Origin of the sequence: Anaeromicropila herbilytica, assembly GCF_016591975.1 — a bacterium.
Taxonomy (GTDB): domain Bacteria; phylum Bacillota; class Clostridia; order Lachnospirales; family Lachnospiraceae; genus Anaeromicropila; species Anaeromicropila herbilytica.
Genome location: NZ_AP024169.1, coordinates 3,124,498 through 3,145,929, shown reverse-complemented (window position 1 = coordinate 3,145,929; position 21,432 = coordinate 3,124,498). Strand labels below are relative to the sequence as shown.

Here is a 21,432-nt window from a genome sequence, read left to right as displayed (position 1 = left end):
ATATTAAAATAGAAGAAAATTATTAAGGTAGGTGCAGACGATGTCGTTAACATTATCGAAGAAAGCAAGTGAAGTAAAACCTTCATCAACATTAGCAATTACTGCAAAAGCAAATGAATTAAAGGCAAAGGGTATTGATGTTGTTGGATTTGGCGCTGGTGAGCCTGATTTTAATACTCCAGACAATATTAATCAAGCAGCCATAAAAGCTATTAATGAAGGATTTACAAAATATACTCCTGCATCAGGAATTGAAGAATTGAAAAAGGCTGTTTGCAAAAAATTCAAAGAATTTAACCATATAGAATATAATACAAATCAAGTTGTGATAAGTAATGGCGGAAAACATTCTCTAACTAATATTTTTACAGCAATTTTAAATCCTTTGGATGAAGTAATTATACCTGCACCTTATTGGCTTAGCTATCCTGAGATTGTTAGACTTTCGAATGGTGTTCCTGTATTTATTAAAGGAGGCAAAGAACAAGGTTATAAAGTAAGTGCTAAGCAAATCGAAGAAGCTTGTACTGATAAGACTAAAGCATTAGTTTTGAATACACCAAACAATCCTACCGGAATGGTATATTTAAGAGAAGAATTAGAAGCAATTGCAGAGGTTGTCATTCGTAAAGATATCTATGTTGTTGCTGATGAAATGTATGAAAATCTTATCTATGGTGATAAAGAACATGTTAGTATTGCCTCATTAAATGACGAAATATATAAAAGAACCATAACATGTAGCGGTGTCGCTAAAAGTTATGCTATGACAGGTTGGAGAATTGGATATACCGGATCAAGCGTTGAGATCGCAAAGCTTATGGGTAGTGTACAAAGTCATCAAACATCGAATCCTAATTCTATAGCACAAAAGGCAACGGTTGAAGCATTACTTGGTAATCAAGATACCATAGCAACGATGAAAGAGGAATTTAATAAAAGAAGAGAGTATATGTATGATAGGGTGTGTAATATGCCACTTCTTCATACATTGGAACCAGAAGGTGCTTTCTATCAGTTTATTGATGTAAGTGAAGTATTGGAGAAAGAATATAAAGGTTCAAAGATACAGACTACAGAGAAATTAGGAGCAATCTTGATTGAAGATTTTAATGTTGCAGTCATTCCTTGTGCGGATTTTGGATTTGAGAATCATATTCGACTTTCATATGCGATATCAATAGAAAAGATTAAAAAAGGATTGGATCGTATTGAAGACTTTCTCAACCAATTAAAATAATATATATCAAAAATTAAGTACTTACTTTATATATAGAAAAGGAATATATCTTGCTTCATGATAATGAAAGAGTTATCATAATAGAAAGATATATTCCTTTTTCAGTAGTTTGATTTTCAAATTGTATAATAATAAAATGTTGAATGTTAATCACATTGTGAATAGGATATTCAAAAATGAAAGGATTGGGTAAAAAATGGACAAATATAAACGTTTAAAAAGAGAATTAATACACAAAGGACAAATCATTACTTTTTATGAAGATCATATTGAGTTACCAAATAAAAATATAGCGAAATGGGATTTTATAGAACATAAAGGAGCAGCAGCTATTGTTCCTGTTGATGAGGATGGAAAGATCATAATGGTTCGACAATATCGTAATGCTATAGAAAAGTGGTCACTCGAGATTCCTGCAGGTGGTTTAAATCCAGGGGAAGATATGAAGACTTGTGCAATGAGAGAATTGGAAGAAGAAACTGGTTACAAATCTACTAAAGTTGAACATCTGATTGACCTATATACTACAGTTGCATTTTGTAATGAGCGAATAGGAATCTATTATACGAATGAATTAGTACCATCGAATCAAAATTTAGACGAAGATGAGTTTGTAACAATAGAACGATATACCTTAGAAGAATTAGTGAAGTTTATTTTTGATGGTGAAATTGATGATGCAAAGACAATTTCTGCAATATTAGCCTATAAAACAAAAATGGGATTATAGTAATTAGCATTTTTAAAGGACTCCAATCATATGATAGAGTATGTACTAATTAAGAGAAATAAAGTACAAAGGCAGATTGGAGTTGATTTAAGAATGAAGGGTAAGATATTTCGCTTAGATGTAAAAAGTATTGCTATTTTTTTATTAATTTTTGGAGTGATTATAGGTACTCTTTTTGCAAATATTTTTAAAGGGGTATATCTAAATAATACAGCGTTAAGTGATAATATCGATATTAGTAAAATTGGAACGTTGAATATAAATTATATCAATTTACTAAAATATGTACTTATCAATAATTATAAGAAATATTTTCTGATATGGTTATTTAACGTTACGATATTAGGTATCCCTTTTATGACACTATTTATATTTTATCATGGATTTTGTGCGGGATTTATTATTGCGATTACTACAATGCAATATGGAATGAAAGGAATCTTATTATTCCTAACCTATTTATTCCCACAGTATATTATCTATATTCCTGTATACATCATTACTTTGTGGAAAGGATACGAAATATGCAGAGGGATGAATCATAGCACTAATAAAGGTATGAAAAGTAAATTACAGTATGCAATAAAACAGCTTCCAATTGTTTTAATCTTAGGTGTTATATTGTTTTTAGGATGTATTTTGGAAACATATTTAAATACATATTTTATACAAAAAGTGAGTAATTTATTATAAAGTTTGATAAAATATATAGAATTTTGTCACACTATCCAAAATTTCACTTAAAAATTAATGAAAATTTACATTTGATTTTCCAATACAATGTAACTATAATATATAAATACTTGTTTTTAACGGAGTTTTTTATTTACTAATAGTTACACTTGGAGGAAATTACACATGGAACTTGAACTTGAACAATTTATAACCTATCTGCGTGAGGTGAAGAAATCATCTAATAATACGGTTGTGTCTTATCGCAGAGATTTAACAAAATTAAATCAATATTTGCAAAACCAAGGGATTCAATCTTATGAACAGGTTAATGAAACAAGTTTAAATTCTTACATATTGTATTTAGAAAAAGAAGGTATGGCAGCTTCAACAGTATCAAGAAACATTGCTGCTATGAAAGCATTTATGCTATTTTTATTGAAAAATCAATTCGTTACTAATGATCCAACAGAGAGAATAAAGTCTCCTAAAATAGATAAAAAAATGCCTGAAATTCTAACAATAGAACAGGTAAATAGATTATTGGAACTTCCAGCTACGGATAATAAAAAAGGAATGCGTGATAAAGCAATGCTGGAATTACTTTATGCTACGGGTATTCGTGTATCAGAACTGATTGGCCTTAAGTTACAGGATGTTAATTTAAGAAGTAATTATATAATATGTAGAAGTGATGTCAAAGAAAGAATTATTCCATTTGGAGTGATTGCTAAAAAAGCCTTATCTGATTACATGAATAATGCGAGAGAAGAGCTGATCTGTGAATTGAGTACAGAGTATTTATTTACTAATCGATCTGGTCAACCAATGAGTAGACAAGGTTTCTGGAAACTACTTAAAAAATATGCAAAAGAAGTAGGAATAGATGGGGAATTAACTCCTAGAATGTTAAGACATTCCTTCGCAGCGCATTTAATTGCAGGTGGAGCAGATATAAAAGCAGTGCAAGAGATGCTAGGATATTCTGATATTTCAACAGCGCAGATCTATATGTGTACTTCCAATCGAAAAGTTCGAGATGTATATGTGAGTACCCATCCTAGGGCATAGAATAAGCTACATTAAGATCATTTAAGGAATCTTAATGTAGCTTTTATATTTGGATTTCATATATTTTCATGTTGGTAAATAGATCAGGAGATATATAGGATACGGAAAGTGTAAAAATTTATCTATATATTAAACACTTTCTGCAATTGTATATAATAATTCTTCGGATTCTTTCCATCCAAGGCAAGGATCGGTAATTGATTTACCATAGATATGATCACTAATTTTTTGAGCACCACCTTCAATATAGCTTTCAATCATAACACCTTTTACTAGCCTTGCTATATCGTTAGATACTCGTCTACTATGAAGAACTTCCTTGACAATTCTAGGTTGTTCATCGAAGCGTTTATTGGAATTGGCATGATTCGCATCAATGATTGCTGCAGGATTAGCCAAATCTCTTTGAGTATACAATTCTAGAAGTAATTGTAAATCTTCGTAGTGATAATTTGCATTGCAATTACCGTGTTTGTTAACGGCACCTCTTAGAATCGTGTGTGCGAGAGGATTACCAGAAGTCTCTACTTCAAAGCCTCTATATAGAAAAGTATGACTAGCTTGAGCAGCAACACAAGCATTCAGCATAACCGATAGATCACCACTAGTAGGATTCTTCATTCCAGCCGCAACATCCATTCCGCTAATAGTTAAACGGTGTTGTTGATCTTCTACAGACCTAGCACCAACTGCAACATAGGATAAGATATCTTCTACATAAGGCCAATTTTCAGGATATAGCATCTCATCTGCAGCAGTTAAGCCAGTTTCTGCAATTGCTCTAAGATGCATTTTTCTCATGGCAATAAGACCTTCTAATAGATCTGGATCTTTTTCTGGATCAGGTTGGTGACTGATTCCTTTGTAACCTTCTCCAGTCGTACGTGGTTTATTAGTATAAATTCTAGGAATTAATATTAATTTATCAGCAACTTTGTCTTGCACTTTAGCAAGACGTGAGATATAATCACACACAGAATCTTCATGATCGGCAGAACATGGTCCGATAATAACTAAAAATTTATCAGATTCACCTGTTAATACATTCTTTATTTCTAAGTCTCGTTTTTCTTTTTGAAGTTTATGTTCAGCTGGTAGAGGAAATTGTTTTAATAATTCTTCTGGAGACATTACTTCTTGTACGTATTTAAAACTCATAAGCGTTACTCCTTTATCATTCAGTTTAGGTTATGGTACATATTATATATCTATTCAATAGATAAGTCAATGATTTAAAGTGATAAAGTGATAAAAATATCAGTGTATTTATTCCCTTATAAAATATGTCTATCCAATAAAATGACAATAATTATGAATTATGGACATATGGTCCGGTAATCATATTCTTCTTTTTATAAACATATGATTGTAATAAATTAGTATAATAATGCTATTTCTAGAACTCAATTATTGAATCTAATAGTATAATGGCGGTGAACAATGGAATTTAATCAACGTTTATTTCAATTTATTACGAGAATTATCTTTTATGTCATGTTAATTATCTTAATTATATCATTAATCTACCCTCATACCTCACTTTATTTCAGAACAAGCTTATTTTCTCCTTTTACATCAAAATTAAATAGTGAAGATGTAATATTAACTCCTGGAGAAACATTTCGTTTAAGAGTTTATAGAATAAATAAAAAAGCTACCTATTGGTCGACCGACTTTAAAGTATGTAATGTAAGTATTAATGGTATTCTAAAAGCAAAACGTGTTGGAACTGCTATTATAAAGGTTAAGATAGAAAGAAGAGTATTAAAATGTAGGGTGCGTGTTATTCGTATCAATAAATCTTCCATCATCATCAGGTCGAAGAAAACGGAAGTTTTAAAGATATGGGGAATTCGAAGTAGAGTTAGATGGTCAAGTAGTAATCCATTCGTAGCTTCTGTTAACCTGCGTGGTAAAGTTACCGCTAAGAAAAGAGGAAAAGCTATAATTAAGGCTAGAGTGAAAGGAAAAAAGTTGACTTGTGTTGTTATTGTATATTAAGTTATTACATTTCTTTTATTTATTAATGAATAAATTTTATATTAAATATGAAAACTATAGTAGTATTTCATAAAATTACTAGTATAATTTTTACAAATTCTAATTGATAGATTGCAAAAAGCTGTGATAAAATATAATTATTGAACATATTATTTAGTCAGTTATTTTTGCTTGTACGCTTTTATAATCTGGCATAATATGTTAAAATGGAAATAACTGAGAAATGACTACGAAATGACTTATAATTACTAGAATTGCTAACATAATACTATATTTTAACTGTTTTTTGGTTAATCCAAACAATTACTAAAATTTATAGATTACGGAGGTGTTCTTCACATGGAAGAAACAGAATTAGCAAAAGAAAAGTATGAACAGTTGGAGAAATTCATTGATTCATTACCTGAGAAAGAAGGGGAATTAATTAAAGTACTTCATAAGGCGCAAGAGATATTTGGTTATCTGCCAAAAGAAGTACAACATTTTGTTGCTAAAAAGCTTGGTGTTCCTGCAGCAAAAGTATATGGTGTAGTTACATTTTATTCATTCTTTAATATGGAACCAAAGGGGGAACATACAATATCTGTTTGTATGGGGACAGCATGTTATGTAAGAGGAGCGGAAACTGTTTTAGAAGAATTTAAAAGTCAATTAGGAATAGAATGCAATCAAACAACAAAAGACGGAAAATTTACATTAGACGCGCTTCGATGTGTTGGTGCATGTGGACTTGCACCAGTAGTCATGGTTGACAGCAAGGTTTACGGAAGAGTAACCAAAGAGATGGTTAAAGATATTATTGCTGAATATGAAGGATAAGGAAAATAAGTATATTTTGCTTTCAGAGCAGATTGGAGCGAATATGGGAAAAATAAAATCTTTTGATGAATTAGTTCAATTACAAAAAGAAGCGAAAGAAAAAGAAGTAGTACATGATATCCATATATTAGTATGTGGAGGTACGGGATGTAAATCACAGGATTCAGATATGATTGTTAATAACCTAAGAGAAGAAATTAAAAATAATAATTTGGAAGATAGAGTAAAGGTCGTTAAGACTGGCTGTTTTGGATTTTGTGAAAAGGGTCCAATAGTAAAATTCTTACCAGATAATACATTCTACATCGAAGTGAAACCAGAAGATGCAAAAGAATTGATAACAGAGCATGTTATTAATGGGGAAAAGGTAACTAGGTTATTATATCGTAATCAGACAACAAATGAAGTAGTACCAGATTCTAAACATATGGATTTCTATAAAAAGCAACAAAGAATCGCGTTGAAGAATTGTGGGTTTATTAATCCAGGAGAAATAGAAGAATATATTAGGGAAGATGGATATCAAGCATTAGCAAAATGTCTGACAGAAAAATCCACGAAAGATGTAATTGATATCGTAAAGGAATCTGGCTTAAGAGGACGTGGAGGTGCAGGTTTCCCTACTGGATTGAAGTGGGAGATTGCAAGCAGATATGATGCAGATGTTAAATACGTTGTATGTAATGCTGATGAAGGTGACCCAGGTGCTTTCATGGATCGTTCCATCTTAGAGGGAGACCCTCATTCAGTAGTTGAAGCTATGGCCATCTGTGGTTACGCAATTGGCGCTTCGAAAGGACGAGTTTATATTCGAGCAGAATATCCACTTGCGATTAAGAGATTAAATAATGCAATTATGTCAGCTAGAGAATATGGCTTATTAGGTAAGCATATACTAGGAACTGACTTTAATTTTGATATCGAGATTACATTTGGTGCAGGAGCATTCGTATGTGGTGAGGAGACCGCACTTATTCATTCAATGGAAGGAAGTCGTGGAGAGCCAACAACGAAGCCACCATTCCCAGCAGAGAGTGGATTCTTTGGAAAGCCAACGAATGTAAATAATGTAGAAACCTTTGCTAATATTCCAAAGATTATATTAAATGGGGCTGAATGGTATAAGAGTATTGGTACTGAGAAGTCCGCTGGTACAAAAGTATTTGCATTGGCAGGAAAGATTAATAACGTTGGTTTAATTGAAGTTCCAATGGGTACTACATTAAGAGAAGTAATATTTGATATTGGTGGCGGAATTAAAAACGGTAAAAAATTCAAAGCTGTTCAAACAGGTGGACCATCTGGTGGCTGTTTAACAGAAAAAGATTTGGATACTCCAATTGATTTTGACAATCTTATTGCGAAAGGTTCTATGATGGGATCTGGTGGTATGATTGTTATGGATGAAGATAGTTGTATGCCAGCAGTAGCCAAATTCTATCTAGAATTTACGAAAGAAGAATCTTGTGGCAAATGTACCCCTTGTCGTATCGGAACTACTAGATTGCTTGAACTATTAGAAATGATATGTGAAGGAAAGGGAACTCTTGAACATCTTGATGAACTTAAAAATCTAAGTCAGGTAATAAAGGATACTGCACTTTGCGGATTGGGTCAGACTGCTCCAAATCCTATCTTGTCAACACTTGATGCATTTTATGATGAATATTTAGCTCATGTAACAGATAAGAAATGTCCATCAAAATCTTGTAGAAAGCTCCTTTCCTATAAGATTGATGCAAATCAATGTAAGGGTTGTACGTTATGTTCTAGAGTATGTCCAAATGGAGCAATTATTGGTAAAGTAAAAGAAGCACATATGATTGATTTGATGAAATGTGTTAAATGCGGCGCTTGTATGGAAAAGTGCAAATTTGGCGCTATCTCAATGGAATAATAGGAAAGGAAGGAATCTTTCGTGGAGAATGTGAATGTTACAATAGATGGAAGAAGTGTATCAGTTCCAAAAACAAGTACTATTTTAGAGGCGGCAAAACAATTAGGAATTAATATTCCTACTTTATGTTATATGCATTTAGAAACAACGGATTTTACATGTAAACCTGCAACTTGTAGGGTATGTGTTGTTGAAGTTGAAGGTAGAAGAAATCTTTGTCCAGCTTGCGCTACTCCTGTAATGGACAATATGGTTATTAAAACTAATTCTATGAGAGCTTTAGAAGCAAGAAAAGCTATTGTTGAATTAATGATATCAGACCATCCACAGGATTGTCTGACTTGCAATAAGTCAACAGACTGTAGATTACAAGAATTGGCAAATGAGTTAGGAATAAGAAGAATACATTTAAGCGGAACTTCAAAATCAGTACATCCACTGATGAAGGGAATCGCTATTGAACGTGATATGTCAAAATGTATTATGTGTAGACGTTGCGAAGAAATGTGTAATAAGGTTCAAAAGGTAGGCGCATTATCAGGGGTGAATCGTGGATTTGAAGCATATGTTGCAACTGCTTTTGAAGAAGAATTAGAAAATACAGTATGCGTTGGTTGTGGACAATGTGTAGCAGTTTGTCCAACTGGAGCATTAATGGAAACAGATGATACAGCAAAAGTAATTAGGGCGCTGAAAGATCCCAATAAGACAGTTGTATTTCAGACAGCACCTGCAACTAGGGTTGCTATTGGAGAGGAATTTGGTTTAGAACCAGGAACGATTGTTACTAATAAAATGGTTACTGCATTGAAGAGACTTGGCGCAGACTATGTTTTTGATACTAATTTCTCAGCTGACTTGACCATTATGGAAGAGGGAACAGAATTAATTGGTAGATTAACCGATTATATTGAGAATAAGAAAGCAGATCTACCTATTCTAACTTCTTGTTGTCCTGGCTGGATTAACTTTATGGAAACACAGTATCCAGATCAACTTCATTTGCCATCAACAGCAAAATCACCTCAAGGAATGTTTGGCGCAGTAGCGAAGAATTATTTTGCAGAAAAGCTGGATATTGATCGAGAGAATATGGTAGTTGTATCTATTATGCCTTGTACTGCTAAGAAATTAGAAGCAGTGCGTGATTCCCTACGTGTAAAAGATAATCCAGATGTTGATTATGTTTTAACAACAAGAGAAGCTGCAAGATTAATTAAAATGGCAAATATAGATTTTAATAGTTTGGAAGATTCTAATTATGATGATCCACTTGGTGAAGGTACAGGAGCTGCCGTTATCTTTGGAGTTACTGGTGGAGTATTAGAAGCTGCTTTACGTACCGTTTATGAAACGCTTGAGAAAAAGGAACTTAAAAAGTTAGAATTTGTTCCATTAAGAGGATTCCAAGGAGTTAAGAAAGCTACTGTTACAATAGCAGGAATTGAAGTAAATGCAGCAGTTGTACATGGCTTAGGAAATGCCAGAACAATAATGGAAGAAATTAAGAATGGTAATAAAGAAAACCTTCATGTAGTTGAAGTAATGGCATGCCCAGGTGGATGTATTGGTGGTGGCGGTCAACCTTATTTGCATGGAGATGATACAATTCTAGAGAAGAGAACAAAAGCTATTTATGAGATTGATCATTCTGAAAGAATCAGAAAGTCCCATGAAAATGAAGCAATACAAGAATTGTATAAAAATTATTATCAAGAACCAAATAGTGAACTAGCTCATCGAGATTTGCATACACATTTTAAAAAGCAAGAAAAATATTAATATAACAAAATTATTTGGTGGAGGGGTATCATGTTCATTACAATATGTGTCGGAAGTTCATGCCATTTAAAAGGTTCTAGACAGATAATAGAAAGCTTAGAATCCCTAATAAAAGAGCATCATTTAGAAGATGATATAGAATTAAATGGTAGTTTTTGCATGGGTGAATGTATGAAAGGTGTATGCGTGACAATGAATGGAACATTATACTCCCTTAAACCAGATAATGTAGAAGAATTCTTTAATAAAGAGGTGTTAGGAGGCTTGCGATGAATATTATTGGATTTAAGGAAGCCAAATGTAAAAACTGTTATAAATGCGTGAGAATATGTGAACTAAAAGCGATATCAGTAAAAGAAGAACAAGCACAGATTATGAATGATCAGTGTATTTTATGCGGGCATTGTCTTAAGGCATGCCCGCAAAATGCTAAGACGGTAATTAGTGATATAGATATGGTAAAAAAGTACATAAAAGAGGGAAAGAGAGTTATTCTCTCTATTGCACCTGCTTATCTTGGCGTGTTTGAATATGATGATCCTGGACAAGTAGTATCTGCATTACTACAATTAGGATTCGCTGAGGTGAGAGAGACTGCAGAAGGTGCTGCATATGTGACGAATGAATATGAAAAATTATTAAATGATAGCACAATGGATAATATCATAACAACTTCATGCCCTAGTGTGAATGATCTAGTAGAAATCTATTATCCGGAGTTAATTCCTTTTTTAGCACCAGTTGTATCACCAATGATTGCACATGGTAAGATGATTAAGCATTCGATCGAAGAAGAAGCAAAGATTGTATTTTTAGGACCTTGTATTGCCAAAAAAAGAGAAGCATTAAATGATATACGTACAAGAGGGTATATCGATGCAGTTATTTTTTTCTCCGAAGTCGAAAAATGGTTAGAAGAAGAAAATATTGTAATAAAGCAATGCACTCCAATGCTCCCGAACAATAAGGATCCAATGATCAATCGTTTATATCCCATTAGTAGTGGAGTAATATCATCAGTAATAGCATCAAGCAACGACAACAATTCATATAAGAAATTCTATGTACATGGAATAAAGAGTTGTATTGAACTATTTGATAGTATGAAAAAAGGTGAGATACACGGTTGTTTTATTGAGGCAAATATTTGTGAAGGTGGCTGTATTAAAGGGTCAGCTATTGATAGTAAAGCATTGTCTACATATAAAATAAAATTAGAAATGCAAGAGCGAATAAAAAAACTTCCAGTGAAGAAGAGTAATTTAGTTAAATTTCAAGATAAAGAATTTTTTGAAAAAATATTTAAAAGTCGTGCACCAATCGAAGTAGAACCAAGTGAAGAAGAAATAAAGAAGATATTAAAGAAAATTGGTAAAATGAATAAAGAAGATGAACTTAATTGTAGTGCGTGTGGATATGCAACTTGTAGAGATAAAGCAATCGCAGTATTTAAAGGTAAGGCAGAAATAACAATGTGTATGCCTTATATGCATGAAAAAGCAAGATCCTTAGCAAATGTGGTATTGTCAACAATTCCAAATATGATTATTGTTGTTGATTCCGAATTAAAAATATGTGAATTTAATGAAGCAGCAGAAAGAGTCTTCCATAAAAAACGTAAGGAGGCACTTTCTTTATATCTGTATGATCTGATTGATCCAATAGACTTTATTGAAGTATTAGAGAGTCAGAAAAATATAATGAATAAAAAAGTGAGCTACGAACAATATAAAACTACTACATTACAAAGCATCGTGTATTTAAATGATCAGAATGGAGTAATGGGAGTTTTTAAAGATATCACGAAGGAAGAAGAAAAGAATAAACAGGCATATAAAGTAAAAGTTGAAACAATTGAGATGGCACAAAAAGTTATTGATAAGCAAATGATGGTGGCTCAACAGATTGCTGGTTTATTAGGAGAAACAACTGCGGAGACAAAAGTTACGCTTACAAAGCTTAGAGATACGATTCTATTTGATGGCGAGGAAAAGGTATGAAGGTAAGTGTTGATGTCTGCTATAAAAGCCTTAATAAGTACCAGGAAGAACTATGTGGAGACAAAGTTGAAATTTTAAAAACAGAGGATTCGGATATTATTATCTTGGCTGACGGTATGGGGAGTGGTGTAAAAGCTAATATTCTAGCTACACTAACTTCTAAAATATTAGGAACAATGTTACTCGGTGGTGCTACAATTGATGAGTGTGTAGAAACAATTGTTAAAACTTTACCTGTATGCCAAGTGCGAAAAGTTGCCTATTCAACCTTTAGCATATTACAAATATTTAAAAATAAAAAAGCTTATTTGGTGGAGTTTGATAATCCGAGTTGTGTTTTTATACGAGATGGAAAAATAGTAAAGATACCGTTTGTGGAACGACTTATCGAAAATAAAGTCATAAAAGAATATCATTTTGATGTCTTATTAAATGATTGCTTTGTACTTATGAGTGATGGCGTGATTCATGCAGGAGTAGGAAAGGTTCTTAATTTTGGTTGGACATGGGATAGTATGGCAGAATACACTCTAAAATCAACCAAATCTACCTTATCAGCTTCTAGACTTGCAAGTATGCTAAGTAAAGCATGTGATGATCTATATATGCAGATACCAGGTGATGATACAACCATTGCAGTAGCTAGGGTAATACCTGTAAAAGAAGTTCATTTATTTACTGGACCACCCGTGAATAAGGATAGTGATGAAAAATTAGTGAGTCAATTTATGAAAGGAAGCGCTAAAAAGATAGTATGTGGAGGAACGAGTGCTAATATAATAGCGCGTGTATTAGATAAAGAAATTAGGACATCTTTAATATATACCGATCCTTCACTGCCACCAATGGCAAAGATTGAAGGAATCGATCTTGTCACAGAGGGAGTTCTTACATTGAGTAGAACGTTATCACTTCTTAAGACATATTTAAGTAACGATATTGATTATACATTTTTTCAAAAATTAGACTTAGAAAATGGAGCTTCAAAAATTGCCAAGGTACTTATTGAAGAATGTACGAACATCACCTTATATGTTGGAAAGGCGATGAACGAAGCACATCAGAACCCGAACCTACCTTTTGACTTAAGTATTCGTATGAATTTAGTTGAGCAATTGAAAGATACTTTAAAAAAGATGGGAAAAGAAGTTGAGACTTTTTATTTTTGATCTTAGTTCCATTTCCTTATTTAGAGATTTCTATAGTGATAAACATTGTTAAAAGGAGCCGAATTATAATTCAGCTCCTTTTAAATCGCGGTTATTTTGTTTTTAATAAATAGAGTAAATAATCATAGATAGTTAATTATTCATGCACTGCTTCTGAAATATTTTCATTACTTAACATTGGACTTAAGAATTTCTCAACTCTTGGCATAAAAAATTGGATAATTGGTCCTTGGATTAATGCGTTAATAACTGTACCAATACCAACAGTTACACCAAAACTGTCTATTCCATATAATAACAAACCAATAATCATAAAAGACAAGTCGAATCCAATACGTACCCAACGATACTCGATATTAACTTTTTCTGTGAAAAGTAAAATGAATAGATCATTAGGTGCAACACCAAGATTAGTAGCTTTCTCCATAGAGAATCCAATTGCTATGATGACACAACTTAAACATAAAAGAATTATTTTAATAATTATATTTAGACTCGATAGGTGTAAAGGTTCCAATACAGTAACCATCATGTTCATAAATATACCCGCGAATACTAGGGCAATAATGGTTCCGATATTAATCTCTTTGATTTTACGTAAAGCAAATATGATAAGTAATAGTAAAACAAAAGTAATTAGTTGATTTCCTCTACCTACTGTTATACCTATTACTTTTGATATGCCTAATGTAAATACAGTAAAAGGATCTGACCCAATAGCAGTATTAATAAAAACTACAACACCGGTTTGAATAATCCACACTCCTAAAAAGAAGATAATTAATTTTTTAATTAGTAATTTTATGTTACTCATTTTTGACACTCCTAAAAATAAAAATACAACATAAGCATATACAGATGTTGTTCAATTAAGAATAACAAAGTTTATAAATGAAATCAAGTGAAAAAGTCAAAAATAATCAAAAAACATCAAAAAACATCATACTTAATAATATTCATCCAAAATCATTAGAAAGAGTGTTAAGAAATGGATGGTACCGAAAAAAATCAATAATCAAATAATAAAATTGATAAAAATATTTTACAAATAAGGAATAAAAGTATAACTAGTATATTAAAATAGTATTAATGAAAACAAGATATAAGAGGGATATTTTTGAAAAAACTATGTGCAATTAGTACAATTTTTGTGTTATTGACTAGTATATTATGCAATAATTTTGTCTTCGCGAAACAAGAAACGGAAAATACGAGGTTACATTATACGAAGGTAAGTACAAAAACTAGTACAATTAAAGCAGTAAAAGAATCTAAAGAAGAAACTGCTAATATCAATATCACATCAAAATCTGCAGTACTAATTGAAGGCTCTACAGGAGAGATTATATTCGAAAAGAATAAAGATGAAAAATTAAAACCAGCAAGTATTACTAAGATTATGACCTTGTTATTAATTTTTGAAGCTCTTGACTCTGGAAAGATTAAATTGGAGGATCAAGTTCCTGTAAGTGAGCATGCAGCATCTATGGGAGGATCACAAGTATGGCTTGAACCCAATGAGACACTGACAGTAAATGATATGATAAAATGTATTAGTATAGTAAGTGCTAACGATGCTTGCGTAGCAATGGCTGAGTATATTGCAGGATCTGAAGAAGAATTTGTTGCAAGAATGAATGAAAAAGCAAAAGAGCTTGGAATGCAGAATACACATTTTGTAAACTGTTGTGGTCTTGATGTAGATAATCATTATTCAACTGCATATGATGTAGCCTTAATGTCTAGGGAATTAGTTACGAAACATCCAGACATTCAGAACTATTGTACGGTTTGGATGGACAGTATTACCCATGTTACGAAAAAAGGTGAATCCACCTTTGGATTATCAAATACGAATAAATTAATTAAGACATATAATGGTATTACCGGACTAAAAACAGGCTCGACAAGTTTAGCAAAATACTGTTTGTCAGCTACTGCAAAACGAGATGGAATGGATCTAATTGCTGTTATCATGGCAGCACCATCTACAAAGGATCGATTTCATGAAGCAGCTAGATTATTAGATTATGGATTTGCAAATTGTAGTTTATATAGTGACAGCAGTGTCAATGATAATCTCGGTAGTGTTACCGTGAATAAAGGTATAAAAGATAAAGTAGAAGCAAAGGCTAGTCAGATCTTTCATTATATTTGTTTGAAAAATACAAAAAAAGAAGATATTAAAAAAGAAGTAGAGTTATATAATAATATTACAGCGCCAGTAAAAGAAAATCAAAAAATAGGTGTTATTCATTACTTCAATAAAGATAAAGAAATCGGAAATGTAGATATCGTAGCAAAAGAAACGATAAATAAAGCGACATTTACACATTTTTTTGGCAAAATTATTCTTCAATATTTAATCACTAATGAAAAGATGAATTAGTAGATTGACATAAAAATATTTATTCGTTATAGTAAAACAAAGGTTAAAAAATTAGTTCGGGTATTTATAGATTTAAATATCCGAACTAAAAAAGTTAGGAGAATTAACTTGTATTTATATATTTTAGGTGGAATTTTATTTGCAATCATTGTGATTCTAATCATTCTATTTTATGAAAATAGAAAACTTACTGTAACAGAATATTCAATTGATTCAAAAAAAGTCCCTAGAGAGTTTCATAACACCAAGATTGTATTACTTTCTGATTTACATAACAATTGTTATGGTAGAAATAATAAAATTCTAATTGCTAGAATTAAAGCAATAAATCCTGATATTATATTGATAGCAGGTGATATGATTGTTGGTAAAGTCGGTTATGATACCAAAGTGGCAATCGATTTATTAAGTGAATTGACAAAAAAATATTCCGTGTATTATGGGAACGGTAATCATGAGCAAAGGCTCGGAATATATGAGCAAACCAAGAACACAACTTATAAAGTATATATAGAAAAACTGAAAAAAATGGGTGTTCATTTGTTGACTAATGAACATGTAGCTATTCGAAGAGGAAACAGTAGTATAACAGTTACAGGTTTAGAATTACATGAGGATTTCTATAAGAAGATAAATCGACCTACAATGACGAAGGAATATTTAAACCAACTATTAGGAAGACCAGATAAGAATAAATATCAAGTATTAATTGCTCATAATCCGATGTACTTTGAAGATTATGTTAATTGGGGTGCTGACTTGGTTGTTTCAGGACATGTTCATGGTGGTATGATTCGTCTTCCATTTGTGGGTGGAGTAATATCTCCACAATATCAATTGTTTCCAAAATATGATGCGGGAAAATTCGAAAAATCAGGAAAACATATGATATTATCAAGAGGACTAGGAATGCATACTATTAAGATTCGTTTTCTTAATAAACCAGAATTAGTTGTCATACATTTAAAAAATCAATGATTTACTTGATAATTCGTTCAATCCCTAGTAAAATAATTACTAGTCTTTAAAATAAATTATGAATAAAGGTTAGTTAGAATGTAACTATTCAATACAAAAGAAATTTGATAGAATTATATTATAAAAATCAGATAGTTATGAGAGGATGAAGCAATGGAGCAAAAACTTATCGGACTTATTGCTAGTATAATCGCTGCTTGTATCATTATGATGCTTCATGAATTAATCAAGGCAATGGTTTATAATGTACAGAATAAAGAACAAAGTCCACAATCGAAAAGAAATATATATAAAATACATCATTATATAGATCCAATTGGATTAATATTATGTGTTACAACATCAACAGGGTTTTCAAAACCATATATGTACCGTATTAAAGATAAGAGGACAAATTTTAGGTTAGGGATAGCAGGTTTTGTTACGTTATTGGCCATATTCGGAATTAGTCTATTTATATATAAAAGCAATTATCCTCAGGGGGCTTTTGCATATGATATAAACAATCGTGTTGATTTTTTTGTGAAATATTTTTGGTATGCTTTAAATTCAATGTTTGTTTTATTAAGTATGACAATGATTATAGTAAATCTTTTCCCAGTATCAACATTTGATATGGGGCTATTAATAGCAGGAAAATCTCCGAGTAAATATTTTTCCATTATTAAAAATGATCAATATATAAAGGCTATATTAATTTTAACTATAATTTTTGACATAATACGAGCTGTTAGTTTTTCCGTTATTAATCTTTTTGTATAGAAGTTAATGATAAAAAAAGTAATGTTTCAGAGGATTAAGAAATTCTAACTGTAGTAGCTGAACAGTTAAAATATTTAAATAGAAAGATTGGTGTGATATGGGGATACCGGTAAAACTTGAAGTCTTTGAAGGTCCGTTGGATCTATTACTTCATTTGATTGATAAAAATAAAGTTAATATATATGATATTCCAATTGTACTAATTACGGAGCAATATTTAGAATATGTGAAAAATATGCAGACAAAAGATTTGAATATAATGAGTGAGTTCTTGGTTATGGCCGCAACTCTGATTAAAATCAAATCCAAAATGTTACTTCCTAAGGAAGATAAAGAGGATGAGGAAAAAGAGGATCCAAGGCAAGAGCTAGTTGATCGATTGCTTGAATATAAGATGTACAAGTTTATATCAGAAGAATTAAAGGACAAGCAGCAAGATGCTGCAAAAGTAATGTTTAAGAATCCAAGTATACCTGATGAGATAAGAGACTATAAAGAAGAAATTAATATCGAAGAACTCTTAGGAGATATCACTTTGTCAAAGTTACATCGAATCTTTGAATCTGTAATCAAAAAGCAGGCAGATAAGATAGACCCTATTCGAAGCAAGTTTGGGCAAATTGAAAAAGAAGAGATAAACTTAAGTGATAAAATGTCTTATATAGAAGAATTTGCAAAGAAGAATCATACATTCGGTTTTCGCAAGCTTCTTGAGGAACAGTGTAGTAAGATGGATCTTATAGTAACTTTTCTCGGAATCTTAGAATTAATGAAAACTGGAATTATACAAATTTTACAAGAAAATTTATTTGAAGATATATTAATTACATACGATGCAAATGCAAGCGTTAGTTAGAGGTGAACTTATGGAAATTGATAAGTTAGAAGCTATGATAGAGGCTATATTATTTACAATGGGAGAAGCGGTTGATCTAAATCGAATTGCGTTAGCAATAGGACATGATGAAGAGACAACTAAAAAAGTGATACATAATATGATGGATCATTACGAAGAAGAAAATCGTGGGATACAAATCATTGAATTAGAGGGAGCTTTTCAACTTTGTACCAAGACAAGCATGTATGAAGTACTGACTAAGATAGCCCATATACCTAAGAAACATACTTTAACAGATGTGCTTTTAGAGACTTTATCCATTATTGCATATAAACAACCGATTACCAAGATAGAAATAGAAAAAATTCGTGGTGTTAAATCAGATCATGCAGTGAATAAGTTAATTGAATACAACCTGGTATGCGAGGTTGGAAGGTTAGATGCACCTGGTAAACCAATTGTATTTGGAACTACAGAAGAGTTTCTAAGAAGTTTTGGAGTACAATCTATCGAAGAATTACCAGTAATTAATGCTGATAAAGTTGAAGATTTTAAATTGGAAGCAGAGAAAGAAGTACAACTACAGTTAGAAATCTGAATTAATAATAATATTCGTCATTCAATAAATAAGGAGAACTCTAGTAGAGTTCTCCTTATTTATAACTATGATATTGGGTTAAAAGTCTTTCATAACCACTCATTTATAAAAAAGTACTAGATTCTGTATTATATAAAATTTAATCATTCTCTAATTGTATTTTGCCTAGATAAAAGGTATGATATTGATGTTACATGGAAAAATTATATTAGGAGGAAGTATATGAAAAAATGCGGGCAAAGAGTTATAGCACTACTTTTGATGATGGTTCTATGCATGTCATCAGCATTCACTGTAAATGTAATGGGCGCGTCGGTGAGGAAAGAAAGTAAAGGAACTAATATTGGTGTTGTTACAGATACAACGAGTGAAAAATCAATAAAGACAAGCGGGCAAGTTGATGTTCCATATCCCGATAAGCTACCTAAAACGAAAGATTCTAAAAAAGTTGTAAAAAGTTTTTCAGCAAGTGATTACGCAGATACGAAAGAAGTAGCAGATTCGGTTGCATCTTATTTAACAAGTGCATATGGAGAATCTAGTGTTCAATATGCATTAATTGATAATGGTAAAATCGTATTATCTGGTAATGCTAAAAATAGTGAAGTTATAGACAATACAGCTATCAAAAATGATTCAATTTATGGAATTGGCTCTGTTAGTAAGATGTTCACTACTGCAGCAGTGATGAATCTTGTGGAAGATGGAAAGGTAAATTTAGATTCACCTGTTACAGATTACATTAAAGATTTCACAATGAAAGATGAGCGATATAAAAAGATTACTGTTCGTATGCTTATAAATCATTCATCAGGTATAATGGGAACTTCTTCAAGAAATGCATTATTATTTAATGATAATGATACGTTTTATCATGACCATTTATTGAAGGAATTAAAAACTCAGCGTTTAAAAGCAGATCCAGGAGCTTATAGCGTATATTGTAATGATGGATTTTCTTTAGCTGAGATTTTAGTAGAAAGAGTAACTGGTGTAAGCTTTACTACATATATTACAAACACATTTATAAATCCATTGGTTTTAAATAGTACAGCAACTCCTGTAAGTAAATTTGATCATACTAGACTTGCGAAACTATACTCAATGGAGGATGGCTCTGTTTTACCACAAGAAATGGCTAATATTATTGGTACTGGTGGTATATTCTCAAGTGCAGAAGACTTATGTATTTTTGCAAGAACATTTATGAAAGATTCAAACGGAATACTTAATTCATCTTCTCTTAATGCAATGATGAATAATGAGTATCAAAATGGAATATGGCCTGATGATACAGATAATTCTATAGGTTATGGACTTGGATGGGACTGTGTTAATACCTATCCATTTAATCAGTATAATATAAAAGCACTTTCAAAAGGTGGAGATACATTATACTATCATTCGAATCTAACTGTATTACCAGAACAAAATATGGCCATAGCTATCGTATCATCAGGTGGGGCAAGTTCTTATAACGGAGTTGCAGCACAGAAGATATTATTAACTGCTTTGAAAGAGAAAGGTGTAATTAATGAAATTAAGCCAGAGAAAACATTTTCAGAGCCAGTAAAGGTTGCGCTTACCAGTGATATGAAAAAATATGAAGGTACATATCTAGCTTCGGATGGTTTCCTAAATATTAAGATGCAAGATGAAGGTGTTCTAGACATTACATATCCTCAACATAAAGAATATGGTGTATTATCTTTCGTATATGTTGGAAATGGAAAGTTTGCATTACCAGATGGTTCAGGAACATTTAGCTTTACTGAGGAAAGCAATGGAGTAACATATTTACGTAATTCAGGCTACAATAATATAACTTATCTTGGACAATCGGCAGTTGATTTATATATTGCACAGAAAATTGAATTAAATAACATTTCTGATAGTGTTGCAAAGGTATGGGATAACAGAATTGAAAAAGAGTACTATCTGTTAAATGAAAAATATTCATCAGCGTCTTATGCTGCAGGTTCACCAAATATGAAATTAGATAATAGCGCAATATATGAAGGATACCTTGGATTAGATAAGATAATAGATGAAAACAATGCTATTGCTGTATTAAATGGTCCAGGAAGTATGTCACGTGATATTATGGATTATACATTCTTCAAAAAAGGTAATGTAGAATACCTTTCAATGGATGGATATCTGTTAGTAGAAGGTAAAAGTATTAAAAATATCTCTTCTAAATCATTCACAACTAAGATTAATAAAGATGGATATGCTGTATGGTATAAAATTCCTAAAAAGTTAAATGGTAAGAAGATTACGGTAAAAGTACCTAAGAATGCTGCATTCGTTGTATACGATAGTGAAGGTACCTTAGTGAATGATTCTTACATGTCTAAAATATATACAGTGACATTACCTAAAAACGGCGAAATCGCATTTTTAGGTAATGCAAACTCAAAATTTACTGTAAAATACAAATAGAATAAGACTAAATTAATATTGTAATTTGAAAGAAAGAATGG

General features: G+C 31.6%; 19 protein-coding genes. 17 read left to right on the top strand and 2 right to left on the bottom strand.

Features of this window, described 5'->3' with window-relative positions:
• Positions 1-40: 40 nt before the first annotated feature.
• The 4 genes from bsdtb5_RS13630 (at position 41) to xerD (ending at position 3,713) form a co-directional block, all read left to right on the top strand.
• A complete protein-coding gene (locus tag bsdtb5_RS13630; protein ID WP_271712530.1) occupies positions 41-1,240 on the top strand; it encodes a pyridoxal phosphate-dependent aminotransferase in 1,200 nt (399 codons plus the stop codon).
• Between the two features lie 196 nt (positions 1,241-1,436).
• Positions 1,437-1,970, top strand: coding sequence for an NUDIX hydrolase (locus bsdtb5_RS13625; RefSeq protein ID WP_271712529.1), 534 nt, complete (start codon positions 1,437-1,439; stop codon positions 1,968-1,970).
• Positions 1,971-2,000: 30 nt separating this feature from the next.
• Positions 2,001-2,663: a stage II sporulation protein M gene (locus bsdtb5_RS13620; protein WP_271712528.1), complete on the top strand. Its 663-nt coding sequence runs from the start codon at positions 2,001-2,003 to the stop codon at positions 2,661-2,663.
• A 165-nt stretch (positions 2,664-2,828) separates the two neighbouring features.
• A complete protein-coding gene (gene xerD / locus bsdtb5_RS13615) occupies positions 2,829-3,713 on the top strand; it encodes a site-specific tyrosine recombinase XerD (protein WP_271712527.1) in 885 nt (294 codons plus the stop codon).
• Positions 3,714-3,842: 129 nt separating this feature from the next.
• Here xerD and bsdtb5_RS13610 read toward each other — a convergent pair whose 3' ends face one another.
• Positions 3,843-4,871, bottom strand: a complete 1,029-nt coding sequence (locus tag bsdtb5_RS13610; protein ID WP_271712526.1) for a 3-deoxy-7-phosphoheptulonate synthase — start codon at positions 4,869-4,871, stop codon at positions 3,843-3,845.
• Positions 4,872-5,153: 282 nt separating this feature from the next.
• Here bsdtb5_RS13610 and bsdtb5_RS13605 point away from each other — a divergent pair, with 282 nt between their 5' ends.
• The 7 genes from bsdtb5_RS13605 to bsdtb5_RS13575 all read left to right on the top strand — a co-directional run bounded on the left by bsdtb5_RS13605 (position 5,154) and on the right by bsdtb5_RS13575 (position 13,381).
• Entirely contained in the window at positions 5,154-5,714 is a 561-nt protein-coding gene (locus bsdtb5_RS13605) for an Ig-like domain-containing protein (protein ID WP_271712525.1), read from the top strand.
• Between the two features lie 339 nt (positions 5,715-6,053).
• Positions 6,054-6,533 (top strand): NADH-quinone oxidoreductase subunit NuoE, encoded by a 480-nt coding sequence (gene nuoE, locus bsdtb5_RS13600; protein ID WP_271712524.1) that lies wholly within the window; start codon positions 6,054-6,056, stop codon positions 6,531-6,533.
• Positions 6,534-6,702: 169 nt separating this feature from the next.
• Positions 6,703-8,430, top strand: a complete 1,728-nt coding sequence (locus tag bsdtb5_RS13595; protein ID WP_271716107.1) for an NADH-ubiquinone oxidoreductase-F iron-sulfur binding region domain-containing protein — start codon at positions 6,703-6,705, stop codon at positions 8,428-8,430.
• A gap of 21 nt (positions 8,431-8,451) precedes the next feature.
• The gene (locus bsdtb5_RS13590) at positions 8,452-10,212 is read left to right on the top strand and encodes an NADH-dependent [FeFe] hydrogenase, group A6 (protein WP_271712523.1); all 1,761 of its coding nucleotides are present in this window, start codon (positions 8,452-8,454) and stop codon (positions 10,210-10,212) included.
• 30 nt (positions 10,213-10,242) lie between these two features.
• Complete coding sequence (locus bsdtb5_RS13585; RefSeq protein WP_271712522.1) at positions 10,243-10,485, top strand: (2Fe-2S) ferredoxin domain-containing protein; 243 nt, start codon at positions 10,243-10,245, stop codon at positions 10,483-10,485.
• Positions 10,482-12,212, top strand: a complete 1,731-nt coding sequence (locus tag bsdtb5_RS13580; protein WP_271712521.1) for a [Fe-Fe] hydrogenase large subunit C-terminal domain-containing protein — start codon at positions 10,482-10,484, stop codon at positions 12,210-12,212. The genes bsdtb5_RS13585 and bsdtb5_RS13580 overlap by 4 nt, the downstream gene beginning before the upstream one ends.
• Entirely contained in the window at positions 12,209-13,381 is a 1,173-nt protein-coding gene (locus bsdtb5_RS13575; protein ID WP_271712520.1) for a SpoIIE family protein phosphatase, read from the top strand. The genes bsdtb5_RS13580 and bsdtb5_RS13575 overlap by 4 nt, the downstream gene beginning before the upstream one ends.
• 136 nt (positions 13,382-13,517) lie before the next feature.
• On the opposite strand, the gene bsdtb5_RS13570 is transcribed toward bsdtb5_RS13575, so the two are convergent.
• Entirely contained in the window at positions 13,518-14,195 is a 678-nt protein-coding gene (locus bsdtb5_RS13570; protein WP_271712519.1) for a YczE/YyaS/YitT family protein, read from the bottom strand.
• 303 nt (positions 14,196-14,498) lie between these two features.
• Between bsdtb5_RS13570 and bsdtb5_RS13565 the strand changes: the two genes are divergently transcribed.
• The 6 genes from bsdtb5_RS13565 to bsdtb5_RS13540 all read left to right on the top strand — a co-directional run bounded on the left by bsdtb5_RS13565 (position 14,499) and on the right by bsdtb5_RS13540 (position 21,391).
• The gene (locus bsdtb5_RS13565; RefSeq protein WP_271712518.1) at positions 14,499-15,770 is read left to right on the top strand and encodes a D-alanyl-D-alanine carboxypeptidase family protein; all 1,272 of its coding nucleotides are present in this window, start codon (positions 14,499-14,501) and stop codon (positions 15,768-15,770) included.
• Positions 15,771-15,878: 108 nt separating this feature from the next.
• On the top strand, positions 15,879-16,748 hold the full coding sequence (locus bsdtb5_RS13560; RefSeq protein WP_271712517.1) for a metallophosphoesterase: 870 nt from the start codon (positions 15,879-15,881) through the stop codon (positions 16,746-16,748).
• Positions 16,749-16,901: 153 nt separating this feature from the next.
• Entirely contained in the window at positions 16,902-17,510 is a 609-nt protein-coding gene (locus tag bsdtb5_RS13555; protein ID WP_271712516.1) for a hypothetical protein, read from the top strand.
• A gap of 97 nt (positions 17,511-17,607) precedes the next feature.
• Positions 17,608-18,366: a segregation and condensation protein A gene (locus bsdtb5_RS13550; RefSeq protein WP_271712515.1), complete on the top strand. Its 759-nt coding sequence runs from the start codon at positions 17,608-17,610 to the stop codon at positions 18,364-18,366.
• A 10-nt stretch (positions 18,367-18,376) separates the two neighbouring features.
• Positions 18,377-18,946 carry an SMC-Scp complex subunit ScpB gene (gene scpB, locus bsdtb5_RS13545; protein ID WP_271712514.1) on the top strand — a complete coding sequence of 190 codons (570 nt, stop codon included), beginning with the start codon at positions 18,377-18,379 and terminating at the stop codon, positions 18,944-18,946.
• Positions 18,947-19,168: 222 nt separating this feature from the next.
• Positions 19,169-21,391 carry a serine hydrolase domain-containing protein gene (locus tag bsdtb5_RS13540; RefSeq protein ID WP_271712513.1) on the top strand — a complete coding sequence of 741 codons (2,223 nt, stop codon included), beginning with the start codon at positions 19,169-19,171 and terminating at the stop codon, positions 21,389-21,391.
• Positions 21,392-21,432: the final 41 nt, after the last annotated feature.